The following is a 13,283-nucleotide window of genomic DNA, read 5'->3' on the forward strand; positions in this document are numbered from 1 at the left end:
GGCTTGGACTATGAGCACTGATCCCCGCGCCGGCGAAGCAGCCCAGTACGTAGAACCCGAGGTGCTTGAAGAGCTGCTCTCTATGCGATCCAGCATCGACAATATCGACGCCGCGCTGGTGCATCTGCTGGCAGAGCGGTTCAAGGCCACCCAGCGGGTGGGTGTGCTCAAAGCCAAGCATCAGCTGCCCCCTGCCGATCCGGCCCGTGAGAAGAACCAGATCGCCCGGCTGAAGCGGCTCGCCGAGGACGCCCAGTTGGACCCGGAGTTCGCTGAGAAGTTCCTGAACTTCATCATCGAGGAAGTCATCCGCCACCACCAGGCCATTTCCGAAACCGCGTCTGAAGGCGGCCCGCAGGAACCGCAGCAGCGGTGAGCGGGAGCACCGTCAACCTGATTCGCTCAGCTGCCCCGGCAGTCATGCCCGGTCCGGCGGTGGATCTGGCATATCAGTTGCTTGAATCCGAGTTCAGCGCACCCCATATGGGGGCGCTCGCTGAGCTGCCAGCCAGGGGCCACCACGCATCGCTGCTGGGCCGTGCGGGCGCTCAACTCTCCGAGCTCTATACGGAGTTGACCTCCTACGGCTGGCGCCTGGTGCCGCGGCCAGGGGCAGATCATCAGCGCGCCGCACAGCTGCTGCGCTCTGATGTGGACACCCTGGCTGATGTTCGTGGTGCTCGCGCTGATCAAGGCGACGACGTCGGCCCCTTGCGTATGGAGATGCTGGGGCCAGTGAGCTTCGCAGCGGGGCTGGCCCTGCCGGGCGGTGAGAAGGTGCTGGCCGATCATGGCGCGCGGCGGGATCTGGCCGAGTCACTGGCGGCCGGTGCCGCTGAGCATGTGGCCCATGTGCGCCGAGCCGTGGCGCCGTCGTCGTTATCTGTGGTCATCCTGGAGCCCGACTATGCCCGGGTGCGAACTGCTCAGGTTCCCACCGTCAGCGGATATCAGTCCCTGCGCGCGGTGTCCCGGGACGAGACTAGGTCACTGCTGGGCGTTGTGGTGGATGCCCTGCGCACCGCCGGGGCAGATGAGGTGCTGTTGGACTTCGGGACCGCGGTAACTGCTGAGCAGGCGGAGGATTTCTTCAGTCGCAACCAGGCGCGGGTAGATGGATTCGGGATCGCTTTGCCGCTGTTGGGAACTCCAGACTGGGAACGGGTCGCGGAGCTCGCCGAAGGTGGCGCGCTTTTCTCTGCTGGACTGCTGCGCGCCGGTGAGGCGGCCCCGACGGCAGCCGGACCCACCGGTCTGCCGCAGGTCACCGACCTTTCGGCTCGGCTGCTGCAGCCCTGGCAGCGCCTGGGCATGCCGCTGAACGCGTTGGGTGCAGTGACAGTCACCCCGTTCGGTGCACTGGACCGCCCTCAGCTGGGGCGGGTGGGTCAGGCGCAGGCGATGCGGCTGGCTACCCGCATTCGCGATACCGCTGAGGCGCTGACAGAACACATCAACGAGCGCTAGGCCGGGTGCGCGCCCGCCCGCACTGTCCGCGTTGAGCCCCGAGAGCAAACTCCCATCCGTTGTTGCGCAAACTGCGCTGACAGGCCCCGGAACTGCCACAACGGATGGGATTTCACGAGGCGCTTAGGGCAGGGTCCCACCCCTTGTGGCGGCAGGCCGGTGCCGCCAATACCCCGAGAAGCCCAGGACACTTTGGCCGGGGTTCTTATTGACGCCGCCCGGCTTTGGTCGCAGGCTTAAGCGCGTGACTACCTACCACCGGCCAACGTTGCCGGACCCGGAGTTTCTCGACCCGGCCGGCCAGCTGGTCCCTTACGGGCACCGTTGGGCCGGGCAGCCTCCCGAGAACTCCTACAGCGTGAGCACACATCCAGAGCGTTTCGCGCCCCTGCACCAGATAGCCGATGCGCTGCTGGAGCATCTCACCTCCACCTACGATGTGCACCTCGAGCAGGACTCCTGGTTCACCCGGGAGAAACCTGGCGAAGGCACCAGCACGCACCGGGAACTGCGGCTGACACCGTCCTCTCCATTGAGTGCACCGCTGCGTCTGGCATGGACGGACTTCCCGGGCGTCGTCGTGCAGGCTGGGCTGGTGGCTAGGCTGGTCGAGCAACAGCAGCTCTTTCCGGTCTGCGGGTGCGAGGCCTGTGATGATGACCTAGAGCGCCTCGTCCAGGAGTTGGAAGAGCTGGTGCTCGCTGTGGCCGAGGGCAGGTTTCACGAGCGGCTGCTGCCGAACGGGTGGCAGTGGTCCTTGACTACGGCTGATGGCAGTGGTCGCAGCTCCGAGTCAGCCGAACGTCTCAGTGCGGATATCCGCAGGACAGCCACGCAGACTCTGAGCGCGCTGCCCGATGGCAGATGGCAGCCGTGGCCGCTTAAATCTGCGGGAAAGGCGTGACTGTGCTGGTGTCAGGACCCAGCGTTTGTTTCACATGAGACCCAAAACGCGGGTTTCGTGAAACAAACTCTGGGTCAGTGCGCGTGCACCCGTCCTCAACGCCGGTCAGCTGCCATACCGGCAGCCCGGGCCTGCTGAATCACGCTCGGCAGCGAGCCTGCCAGTGCCTGCACGTCCTCGGCGGTGGTGGTCCAGCCCAGCGAGAAGCGCTGAGCCCCACGAGCCTCGGCCTCACTCAGGCCCATCGCCAGCAGTACATGGGATGCCCGGGGCACACCCGCGGTGCATGCTGACCCGGTGGCGGTATCAAAACCCGCCATGTCCAGCATGAACAGCACCGAGTCCCCCTCGGCACCGTCAACGGTGATGTGCAGATTGTTCGGCAGCCGCTTCTCCGGAACCACCCGCGGATCAGGTCCGCGCAGCGTCACCCCTTCAAGTCCCGCCACCGCGTCCAGAAGCTCATCGCGCAAACCGGCAATCCGGGCGGACTCCGCGTCCAGACCGCCCGCGGTCTCCTCCGCCACGGCCGCGAACGCACAGATCCCGGCGGCATCCAGGGTGCCGGAGCGGACATCGCGCTCCTGTCCCCCGCCGTGCAGCACCGGGGTCAGCTTCACATCGCGGCGCACCAGCAGTGCCCCCACCCCCACCGGAGCGCCGATCTTATGGCCACTGATCGCCATAGTGGAGGCCCCGGACTCACTGAAACTGACCGGTACGCTGCCGAAGGCCTGCACCGCGTCAGTGTGGAACGGAACCCCGGCCTCAGCACAGAGCCGGGCAATCTCGGGCACCGGCTGGATCGCGCCGGTCTCATTATTGGCCCACATCGCGGTCACCAGCGCGATGGTCTCGGGCTGGTGGCTCAGCAGCCGCTTCAGGGACTCCAGATCGAGCACGCCGTCGCCGTCCACCTCAATGATGTCCAGCTGGGCGCCCTCATGGCTCTCCAACCATTCGGCGGTGTCCAGCACCGCGTGATGCTCGATTCCCGGAAGCAGAATCCGGTGACGCCAGGAATCCTCAGACCTACGCTGCCACCACAGCCCCTTGAGGGCCAGGTTGTCTGCCTCAGTGCCGCCGGAGGTGAAGATCACCTCACTGGGGTGGGCCCCAGCAGCAGCTGCAAGCTGGGCGCGCGCCGAATCCACGGCCAGCCGGGCCCGCCGTCCTGCCCCGTGCAGCGAAGACGGATTGGCCAGCTGCGGCATCTGCTCGGTCAGCACACGGATGGCCGTGGGCTTCACCGGTGTGGTGGCGGCATGGTCGAAATAGCGGGAGGGCTGCACGGTGTGCGATTCTACGCCGCCTACCGGCATTTTCTCCTGCAGATGAGATCCTTCCGGCGACCAAATGCAGGGACTGCTGGGCGGTAGTCTTATGCACTGATGAGTGAGCCCGATTTCTACGCGGTGCTGCAAGTGGCGCCCCAGGCCGATGCGCAGTCACTGCGTGCTGCCTACCGCCGTCGGGCCCGCCAGACCCATCCGGACCAGGGCGGCTCCGCTGAGGAGTTCCACCAGGTGCAGTTGGCCTGGGAGACCCTAGGCACTCCTGAGAAGCGCGCGGCCTATGACCGGTCCCGGGATGTCCCGCGGGCAACCGACGACGACGCCGGGGCCTCCGGTATCTACTCGCGCAGCTTCACCGCCTCCACCTCCGGTGCCGCCTCTGCCCGGGGGCAGAACGGGACGGACTCGCGACGACGCGGCACAAGCCGTTCACCGCAGGCCGATCAGCCCCCGCGCTATGAACCCCCGCTATCGAACCCCGAGCCCCTCTCCCTGACGCTGACGAGTCAGAAAGTCCATGGGGAGTTCGCCGCACGCGGGCTCTTCGGCAGCCGGAGTCAGCGCGTGCAGCAGCACACTGCGGCTCTGTTGGAGAAGCATGTGCTGGGACAGCTTCCTGCGGCACGGCTGTTTAATGATGTGCTGCTGGATCCGGTGGAGACTGACCGTCGCGGGCGTCGTCGTACTCCACGCGGTGATCAGCGGGCCGAGCATGTGCTGCTCTGCGGTCAGACGCTGGTGCTGGTGGCCTCCTTCGAGGTGCCGGCCGATGCGGTCTCCTGGGATGGACGCGCGCTGCGAGCCCGCGGCAAAACCATCCCGCTGCCCAACCTCAGCGCGGCAGTCCGTCGGCTGCGTGGGACCCTGAAGGAAACTGCGCGGGCTGCCGGTGATGCGCCCGCACTGCAGACTCACACTCAGGTGATCCTGCACTCCCCCGACGGGGACCTCTTCCATCCGGTGGTGGAATCCCGTGGCGTGCCCTCCGGAGCCGCCCCGCTGCCGGCCGGCCGGGCGCTGTCGCTGATCACCGAGACCCTTGCCGCCTCCGCGCAGGCGAACATGGTGGACAGGCATCTGATGACCGCCCTGCGTGACCAGCTGGCCACCCCCGACGTCGACTGAGCAGCGCCCCCCTGAGCAGCGTCCCTCTGAGCAGCGGCCCTAGAGGTTTGCCAGAATGTCTTAGGTGTCTACTAACCTGCGCGTGATTCTTGACCAGCCGGAGATCCCCGGCAATACCGGCAATCTCATCCGGCTGGCGGCTATCACCGGCTTTGAACTGCACATTGCCGGACCCACTCTCTTTGACTTCTCCGATACCAAACTGCGCCGCGCGGGATTGGATTATCACGATCTGGCGGTGATGACCGAACACGAGAACCTCGAGGCTGCTTATGCCGCGCTGAACCCGCAGCGGATCTTCGCCTTCACTGGTGAGGGCAACACCCGGCACGTCGATATCGAGTACCGCCCAGGGGATGTGCTGCTCTTCGGCCGGGAGTCCACCGGGTTGGACAATCACGTCAAGCAGGACAGCCGCATTACGGATCTGGTGCGCATCCCTATGCTGCCCGGGCGCCGCTCGCTGAATCTGGCCAACTCCGTCTCTATCGCAGTCTATGAGGCCTGGCGGCAACAAGGGTTCGACGGCGCAGTCTAATCCCCCGGTCATCGACCCGTTCAGCTGGGCAAGCCGGGGCACCGGCAGGGTGTTGGTCATGCCCTGACGCCGCGGGGCTGACTACACTCACCATCATGAGCACCGACCCCGAGCGCGAGACTCACGACCCGCGAAACCCTGAGGATCCGGCCGCAGCCGAATCTGCCGAGGCCGGTGACGAGCACCGTCAGGATGAACTGCCTCAGCGGGCACAGCCCGGGAGCCCTTCGGAATCCCCGCTCTCGTATGCCAACGGCAGCACAGAAGAGGAACCGCGTGAGTTCGACGACGGCGCTGCAGCCCCGGCCGATCCGGCGACAGACGCCGCTGCTGACTCCGAGGCAGAACCTGCGGGCGAACCCGAGGAGCCCACTCTCGCCGAGCTGCTGACCGGCACTGCCCGCGGTGAGACTGCCTCATTCTCCGCGTTCTATGAGTCCACCTCGGATGTCATCTACGGCCTGGCGCTGCTGATGCATGCCGAGCCGGCTGGTGCACAGGCTTCCACCGTGGCGGTGTACCAGCACCTGTGGGACCAGGCTGATGCCCGGGCCCGTGATCTGCGCCTGCAGACCCAGGCCTCGCAGCTGCTGACTGACGAATATGCAGACTTCACCGCGGAACAGCAGGGTGATCAGGAGGCCGCCGCTGAGTACCGGCCGAACGAATACGAGCAGGTCCTGGAATGGTTGGTGCCGTTGGCGCACCGGATTTTTGTGGAGCGCTTCCGTGAAGGGGCAGCCGAACCGATCCAGCTGACCGCGGTGGCCCAGAGCGACGGGGGCGGCGTCGCCGGTCTGCCCGAGGAGATCCTCGAGGACCTGCTGGCCCTGTCAGACTCTCAGGCACAGGCCCTGGCGCTGACGTACCTGAGCGGCTTGTCGCACCACCAGCTGGCTCAGAGTGTGGGGGCGGCGCTGCCGAGCGTGAAATCCCGACTGCGGGATGCGATGACCAGGCTGCACACCCAGCGCACCGAGCGGGAGTCCGAGCCTGACCCGATCCTGCGCGCTGCAGTGACCCGCAAGGATGTGGAGCGCGGCAGCGGGGTCAACCGGAACTTTGCTTCCACTATCGCCGCAGACTTGGATAAGGGCCTGCTGGTGGAGCTGGCCGAGCTCTACGCCCTGGATGCAGTGGACGACGCCGAACGGGCGCTGCTGGATGAGAAAGCGCTGACCGCTGATGCGCGCGAGGCCCAGCAGTGGGATACCCGCGTGCTGGCCGCCCGGCGCACCTTGGCGGAAATCTTCGCGGCCCATCCTGTGGTTCCGCCTAGCCACCTGCTGGATGAGGTGTTACAGAGTGTGGGCGATCAGGAGGTCGGTGTCGGCCTGGTGGAGGGCATCTCCACTCACACTGAGGAGACGGAGAAGCGCACCCCGGTGATGAAGAAGTGGATGTTCATCGCCGGATTCCTCCTGGTGCTGCTGGTGGGCATTGTGGTGATCTACCGGGTCACCTCCGGGGTTGATGTCCAGTCGCTGGCGGAGAATGACCAGAACGCCGTCGTCGTGGAGGATTCCCTGGCCGATGGCGGGCAGATGCGTGCGGTGGTCTCCGAGGCGGAGAACGTGGCTTGGCTGGAGTTCAGCGGTGTCCCGGATCTGGCGGAGGATGCCACCTATCAGGTGTGGCTATTGCCGCATACGGGTGGTCAGCCCTCTTCGGTGGGCAACTTCGACGCCGATGAGCTCGAAGACGGTGTGGATGTCCGTGGCATCTCCCAGTACCGGCAGCTGCAGATCAGTGTGGAGTCCATTCGCGGGCAGGAACGGCCCACCGGCGCCGTCGTGGCAGATCTCCCGCTGCATTCTGAAGGTAGCGAGAACGACGGCGATACAGATGCTCCGGCTCCGGAAGAGGATGCCGCTGAAGACGAGGCGGGGAGCTAACAGACCCTCACTCAGGACCAGGATGCCCCCGGGGCGGAAGAAGGAGGACGTCAACGATGACAGCCGATTTCACAACGTGTGACCTGTTCGACGCCGATGAGACGCTTCAGTCTGTCTCTCTGCAGCTGCTGGACTTGGGCGGTCGGCCACGGTTTAGCGGAGTGATCCGCACGGTCTCCTGCTACCGGGACAACGGTCTGGTGAAGTCCGTGCTGAACTCTGCCGGTGAGGGCGCTGTACTGGTCGTTGATGGCGAGGGCTCCCTGGACTCAGCCCTGATGGGTGATCTGATTGCCGCTGCTGCCGTGGAGAACGGCTGGGCTGGGGTGGTCATCAATGGGGCGGTGCGAGACCGAGTGGAGCTGGCCAAGCTGCTGCTGGGGGTCAAAGCTCTGGGCAGCAACCCGCGAAAATCCGCAAAGGACGGTCGCGGAGAGGTGGATGTCCCGGTGGAGTTCGGCGGGGTGCAGTTTGTCCCAGGAAAACAGCTCTGGGCCGATGAGGACGGCATCCTGGTAGAGCCCGCCTGAATCGCGGCGGCCCAGTGAGCGGGGCGCACCGTCCCCGAGACTCCCCAGTGAGTGGTCACTCTGTCCGTTATCAGACGGAATTTCGGCGGTTATAACGGACGAAGTGACCACTCAACCCGACTGAGACCTCTTCCCCGCCCGCGGGACCAGCTTTAGGCGTGAAGCTCGGCGTGAGCCGAGCGAGAGCGTGGCGGGGTTTCCCCGCCCGCGGGACCAGCTCAGAACCCTGAGATGGTGTCCGGGGAGTTCACCACCACATGGTGGAAGTCCTCGGCGAAGCCCTCGCCACCGTGGGTGCTGCGCATTTGTGCGGTGACGAACTCCACCATCCGCTGAGCGTCGCGATGCTGACTGAAGTGCCGTCCCAGGGCCTGGATCTTCTGCTCCTGGTACCCGCTGACATCTACTCTCAGCTGAGCATGCTGCGCCGGTGCCCCATAGAGCAGCAGGTGTTTAATCTTGAAGGCCTTCAGCCCGGCTTCCTGCAGCTCAGGGTAGGCGAAGGGGTTCTCCACCGCAGGGTAGGCCGCACGAACCACAGCTTCTCCGCAGGCCAGATGGTCTGGGTGGGCCTTTTGCAGCCGGTCCCAGGCCCGCTCCGGGTGCAGTGAGAACACCGCATCCGGGCGCACCTGACGCATCACTCTCACGATCTTGCCGATCAGCTCATAATTGGGCTCCACAAAACCATCGCGCTCATCCAGCAGGATGACCTCGTTGATTCCGACGACGGCGGCAGCTTCCTGCTGCTCCTGCGCCCGGAGCCGGGCAGTCTCCTGCGGACTGCGGGAGGGGTCGAATCCTCCGGCATCCCCGGAGGTCAGCAGGCACAGGATGACCTCCACGCCTTCGGCGGTCAGCGCGGCGATGGTGGCGGAGGCCCCGAAGTCCACATCATCGGGATGTGCGGCGAAGGCCAGCGCTCGGCGCAGCCCCAGCTGATGGACCAGCTGCTGGGGCTGCGCCAAACCGGTCAGCGCACCTCCGGAGGGACCGCTGGGGGTTCCAGCACCTGCTGCATCAGACAATGTGCCGCTCACAGTCGGCTGAGGGTGACGTCTACGGTGATTTCTTCACCGTCGCGCTGCACGGTCAAAGAAATGCTCTCCCCTGCGGCGTATTCACGCACGGTGGCAGTCAGCGCGGTGCCGTCCTCCACGTGTCGTCCCTCCACATGGGTGATGACATCGCCGACCTCCAGCCCCGCCTCACCGGCCGGGGACTCGGGGCTCACTTCGCTCACCAGGGCGCCGGCGGTGAAGCCGCCGGCGCTGACGGGTCCGTCCTGGGCGAGAATGCGCCGGTTGACTTCAGCGTCGGGCGAGGCCGGTGCCACGCTGACGCCCAGCAGGCCATGGCTGGCTTCTCCATTATCAATGAGCTCTTGGGCGATGCGCTGGGCGTAGTCGATGGGGATCGCGAAGCCCACGCCGATGCTTCCGGCCTGTTCGCTGGCGAAGGGGCCCCCGCCACCCCCTGTGGAGGCGATCGCCACGTTGACCCCGATGATCCGTCCTTCAGCATCAACCAGCGCGCCGCCGGAGTTGCCCTGGTTGATGGCGGCGTCGGTCTGGATGACGTTGAGGTAGATCGCACCCTGGGTTGGCGACTGCGGCTGGTTCGGGAAGTAGAACTCAAAGCCCTCTCCCGGTCCTTCTTCCTCGCCCTCTTCGGGCTCCTGCTGCGGAACGTCCCCGCCTTCGTCCTCCACTGCGGCAGATGCGACCTGGATGGTGCGGTCCAGCGTGGAGATGATGCCGTCGGTGACGGTACCGGAGAGCCCCAGCGGAGCACCGATGGCCACGGCCTGATCACCCACGTTGAGCTCACCGGAACTGCCGATCTCCGCGGGGGTGAGGTTCTCGGTATCGGCGAGGCGGATGACGGCGAGGTCGCTGAGCGGGTCAGTTCCGACGATTTCTGCGGTGGTCACGCGGCCGTCATCCAGGCGCACCTGGATGGTGGGATCTGACACGGCGCCACCCAGAGTCACCACATGGGTATTGGTCAGCACGTGGCCTTCGTCATCGAGGACAATGCCTGATCCAGATCCCTGACTGCTACCACCGTCGGTGACTCCCAGAGTCACCACAGACGGAGACGCTTTGGCTGCGGCAGCCGTCACCGCGGTGGCGGATTCGGGGGTATTGATCTCAATCCCCGCCGGGCCCTGGCTGATCTCTCGGGTGGGCTCAGCATCCTGGCTCAGCGCTGAATAGCCTGCTGCACCGACGCCGCCGCCGAGCAGACTGGCCACCAGAGCAATAGCGACGACGCCGCCTGCGCCCATCCCCCGCCTTGGCTCGCGCTGCTGCTCGGCCGGGTTAGTCCAGGGGTTGTGCCCCTGGCCGTAGGCGTATGCGTCCTGGTGGGTGCTGGAGACGGAGGATTCTCCCTGGTCTGCCTGCTGTGCAGTGTAGGGGTGGGAGTGCTGGTGCGCTTCGTGCTGTTCGAACTGCGGGGGATGGGCCGGGCGCTGCTGGTCCTGACCGTACTGGGCCTGTGCAGACTGGTCCTGACCGTACGGGCTCTGGCCGTACTGGGCCTGTGCAGACTGGTCCTGACCGTACGGTCCCTGTGCAGGCTGGTTGTGTCCATAGGGGTGCACAAAACGCTCGGGCGGATCCTGGGCCCGGGGGCCTGATGCGGCACCCCACCCCGGAGTCACCGGCCCAGGCTCCGGGTGAGCTGATGGCTCTGCTGACTCGGTGCCCTCACCGCTTTCGGCGGATTCATGCTGCTGAGGTTCAGGACGTGGATCATCCGGGGACTGACCCGGGTGCGGGCTCGGGTGTTCCGGGGACTGATCCTGTGAAGGCCGTGGGTTCTCGGCGGGGCCCTGGGGATCCTGTGACATGATGCGCGGTGCTCCTACATCGAAGGAATGAAGCTGACTCTCACGTCCATAGACGATGCCATACCTACCTAATAGACTCCTAAGAATGGTGCCAGAAACTATGACGGAATCCGTGTCGTGAGCGGCGCGCTGATCGGCGCCCTCATCATCGGTGCTGGAATTCTTGCACTGCTCGGGGTGGGAGCGGTATGGCTTTCAAGCGGAAATAAGCAGCAGAAGCGCCTCTACAGTGCCCCCCAGCAGGGCCAGCTGCCGCAGAACCAGGCCCCGCCAGACCCACTGGATGCCAAGTCAACCGACGAGCTGCGACTGCAGGCCGGTGAGATGCTGGTCGCTGCCGATAATGCCGTTGCCTCCAGCGAACAGGAGCTGCTCTTTGCCTCCGCCTCCTATGGAGACGATCAGGTCAAGCCCTTCCAGAAGGACATCGACGAGGCCAAAAGCCACCTACGCGAGTCATTCCGTCTGCAGCAACAGGTGGATCAGTCCCACCCCGAAGGTGAGGCCGAGGCACGCGAGTTCTATAAGCAGATCATCCACAGCTGCGAGAAGGTCAACCAGACCCTGCAGTCCCACCAGCAGGAATTCGAGGGTCTGCGCAACCTAGAGCGCAATCCCGAGCCAGTCCTGCAGCAGTTGCGTGCTCATCTGGCGGAGCTGAAGCCACGTCATGAGCAGGCACACGCTACTCTGCAGAACCTGGCAATCAGCTATGACGACGACGCCCTGGACCAGTACCGCGACAACCTGGACCAAGCTGGTCAAGCCTTGACAGCAGCTGAGCAGGCTGTGAGCGCAGCAACTGACTGCATCGTCCGGGCAGATACGGCTGAAGCCGTATTGGCGCTGCACTCAGGGGAGCAGGCTGCCGCAGACGCCAATGCGCTGCTGGATTCCATGGAGCAGACAGAGGATCACCTGCGCAAAGCACGGCGGAACCTGGACATCGGCATCGCCCAGACCACCCAGGATATCGCCCAGGCTAAGGCCACCTACCAGGCCGGGCAGGCCCCAGAACTGGCAGGACCCATTGCCGCTGCCGAGTCCGCCGTCGAACGCACCCAGCGGGCTCTGGACTCCGGGCGCCGCATCAATCCCCTTGAGCTCCTCCACGGCCTGGAGCTGGCCCACCGTGAACTCGATGAGCCGCTGAACTCCGTACGCGACCGGCAGGCCCAGGATCGCCGCGCCCGGGACATGCTGCAGAACGAACTGCTGACTGCCCGCAGTCAGGTCCAGTCCTCGCTGGATTTCCTGCGCTCGCGCCGCTACGGGGTTTCCTCCACTGCCCGCACTCGAATGGCTGAAGCCGAACGCTGCCTCACCGAAGCCGAGTCCATCGGTGAGTCCCAGCCCTCACGCGCGGTGGAACTGGCCCAGCGCGCTAAGGCATTGGCCGTCCAGGCGGCCCAGATCGCCCAGCAAGAGGCGGCCACCAATAATATGCAGAACATGGGTGGTAGTCCCTTCGGGCGGACCAGCCTCGGAGGCGGTTACGGCTACGGCACAGGGGGCGGATTCGGCGGCTTCGGCACCGCAGGCGGCACCGGCTTCGGTGGAACTAGCTACGGCGGAAGCGCCATGGGTGGTCAGAACGAGATCAACCGCGCTCTGAGAACCGGAATGCGGATGGCACGGATGACCAGCCGGGGCGGTCGCCGTCGTCGGCGGATGTTCTGATCAGCACCTTCAGGTGGAGAGAAATCTCCGCCTGAAGGCTGATGCTGTCCCCGCTGTGGCCGTTAGTATCGACAATGTGATCTGAGCCAAGGTCCCCAAGGAAAGGTGATCACCGTGAGCAAGCAGTCCATTTTCGGCCGGATGTCCCAGCTGATCCGCGCCAACGTCAACCAGATGCTGGATCGCGCTGAGGATCCGGAAAAGATGCTGGATCAGATGGTGCGCGATTTCACCAATAACATTCGTGAGGCTGAAGAGGCCGTCGCCCAAACCATCGGCAACCTGCGCATGATGGAGGACGATTACAAAGAAGACCTGGAAACCGCGCGCTCCTGGGGCCAGAAGGCGCTGGCCGCCTCCCGGAAGTCCGACGAATTCCGCACTGAGGGCAACCAGGAAAACGCTGCGAAGTTCGACAACCTCGCCAAGGTAGCCATTCAGCGTCAGATCGACGCTGAAAGCTCAGCCAAGGGCGCTGAACCGACTATCCAGTCCCAGCGCGAGATCGTGGAGCGCCTGCGCACCGGGCTGGAGCAGATGAAGACCAAGCGCCAGCAGCTGATCTCCAAGCGCGATGAGCTGGTAGCCCGTTCCAAGGCCGCTCACGCACAGTCCCAGGTACACGACGCGGTGAAAGCCATCGACATCATGGACCCCACCTCCGAGGTGGGACGCTTCGAGGAGAAGATCCGCCGCGAAGAAGCCCGGGTGCGTGGCCAGAACGAGTTGGCTGCCTCATCTCTGGACGGGCAGTTCGAACTGCTCGAGGACCTCGGAGAGCAGGCTGAGATCGAAGCTCGTCTGGCTGCCCTGAAGTCCGGCGGATCCACACCGGCTGCCATCGGCACCGGTAATGAGTCCGGAACTGGTGTGACCGAATCTGATTTCGCCTCCCTGGAGACTGAATCAGACAAAGCATGACCCCATGAGTCGCGCTACCGTCCACTGCTTGGTGAACGGAAGGTGAACTCTGATCTAATGGAGGGCGAGCC

At 65.1% G+C, this 13,283-nt stretch carries 12 protein-coding genes; 9 read left to right on the plus strand and 3 right to left on the minus strand.

What is annotated here, in order from left to right; genetic code table 11:
• The first annotated feature begins 10 nt into the window (after positions 1 to 10).
• The 3 genes from ABEA23_RS00870 (at position 11) to ABEA23_RS00880 (ending at position 2,371) form a co-directional block, all read left to right on the plus strand.
• The gene (locus ABEA23_RS00870) at positions 11 to 376 is read left to right on the plus strand and encodes a chorismate mutase (RefSeq protein WP_044494088.1); all 366 of its coding nucleotides are present in this window, start codon (positions 11 to 13) and stop codon (positions 374 to 376) included.
• Entirely contained in the window at positions 373 to 1,467 is a 1,095-nt protein-coding gene (locus tag ABEA23_RS00875) for a uroporphyrinogen decarboxylase/cobalamine-independent methonine synthase family protein (protein ID WP_345476244.1), read from the plus strand. The genes ABEA23_RS00870 and ABEA23_RS00875 overlap by 4 nt, the downstream gene beginning before the upstream one ends.
• Before the next feature lie 244 nt (positions 1,468 to 1,711).
• Positions 1,712 to 2,371: a DUF6226 family protein gene (locus tag ABEA23_RS00880; RefSeq protein WP_345476245.1), complete on the plus strand. Its 660-nt coding sequence runs from the start codon at positions 1,712 to 1,714 to the stop codon at positions 2,369 to 2,371.
• A 95-nt stretch (positions 2,372 to 2,466) separates the two neighbouring features.
• On the opposite strand, the gene ABEA23_RS00885 is transcribed toward ABEA23_RS00880, so the two are convergent.
• Positions 2,467 to 3,663, minus strand: a complete 1,197-nt coding sequence (locus tag ABEA23_RS00885) for a cysteine desulfurase family protein (RefSeq protein ID WP_345476246.1) — start codon at positions 3,661 to 3,663, stop codon at positions 2,467 to 2,469.
• Positions 3,664 to 3,762: 99 nt separating this feature from the next.
• Between ABEA23_RS00885 and ABEA23_RS00890 the strand changes: the two genes are divergently transcribed.
• The 4 genes from ABEA23_RS00890 (at position 3,763) to rraA (ending at position 7,754) form a co-directional block, all read left to right on the plus strand.
• Complete coding sequence (locus ABEA23_RS00890; RefSeq protein ID WP_345476247.1) at positions 3,763 to 4,791, plus strand: J domain-containing protein; 1,029 nt, start codon at positions 3,763 to 3,765, stop codon at positions 4,789 to 4,791.
• A 64-nt stretch (positions 4,792 to 4,855) separates the two neighbouring features.
• A complete protein-coding gene (locus ABEA23_RS00895; RefSeq protein WP_345476248.1) occupies positions 4,856 to 5,329 on the plus strand; it encodes a tRNA (cytidine(34)-2'-O)-methyltransferase in 474 nt (157 codons plus the stop codon).
• 95 nt (positions 5,330 to 5,424) lie between these two features.
• Positions 5,425 to 7,224 (plus strand): anti-sigma factor domain-containing protein, encoded by a 1,800-nt coding sequence (locus ABEA23_RS00900; RefSeq protein WP_345476249.1) that lies wholly within the window; start codon positions 5,425 to 5,427, stop codon positions 7,222 to 7,224.
• A gap of 56 nt (positions 7,225 to 7,280) precedes the next feature.
• Positions 7,281 to 7,754, plus strand: coding sequence for a ribonuclease E activity regulator RraA (rraA, locus tag ABEA23_RS00905; RefSeq protein ID WP_345476250.1), 474 nt, complete (start codon positions 7,281 to 7,283; stop codon positions 7,752 to 7,754).
• Positions 7,755 to 7,972: 218 nt separating this feature from the next.
• On the opposite strand, the gene ABEA23_RS00910 is transcribed toward rraA, so the two are convergent.
• On the minus strand, positions 7,973 to 8,731 hold the full coding sequence (locus ABEA23_RS00910) for a PIG-L deacetylase family protein (RefSeq protein WP_345476359.1): 759 nt from the start codon (positions 8,729 to 8,731) through the stop codon (positions 7,973 to 7,975).
• Between the two features lie 59 nt (positions 8,732 to 8,790).
• Positions 8,791 to 10,611, minus strand: coding sequence for a trypsin-like peptidase domain-containing protein (locus tag ABEA23_RS00915; RefSeq protein ID WP_345476251.1), 1,821 nt, complete (start codon positions 10,609 to 10,611; stop codon positions 8,791 to 8,793).
• Between the two features lie 117 nt (positions 10,612 to 10,728).
• On the opposite strand from ABEA23_RS00915, the gene ABEA23_RS00920 reads away from it, so the two are divergent.
• The gene (locus ABEA23_RS00920; RefSeq protein WP_345476252.1) at positions 10,729 to 12,291 is read left to right on the plus strand and encodes a TPM domain-containing protein; all 1,563 of its coding nucleotides are present in this window, start codon (positions 10,729 to 10,731) and stop codon (positions 12,289 to 12,291) included.
• A gap of 114 nt (positions 12,292 to 12,405) precedes the next feature.
• The gene (locus ABEA23_RS00925) at positions 12,406 to 13,212 is read left to right on the plus strand and encodes a PspA/IM30 family protein (RefSeq protein WP_345476253.1); all 807 of its coding nucleotides are present in this window, start codon (positions 12,406 to 12,408) and stop codon (positions 13,210 to 13,212) included.
• Positions 13,213 to 13,283 lie beyond the last annotated feature (71 nt).

Origin of the sequence: Nesterenkonia rhizosphaerae, assembly GCF_039544555.1 — a bacterium.
GTDB classification, from domain to species: domain Bacteria; phylum Actinomycetota; class Actinomycetes; order Actinomycetales; family Micrococcaceae; genus Nesterenkonia; species Nesterenkonia rhizosphaerae.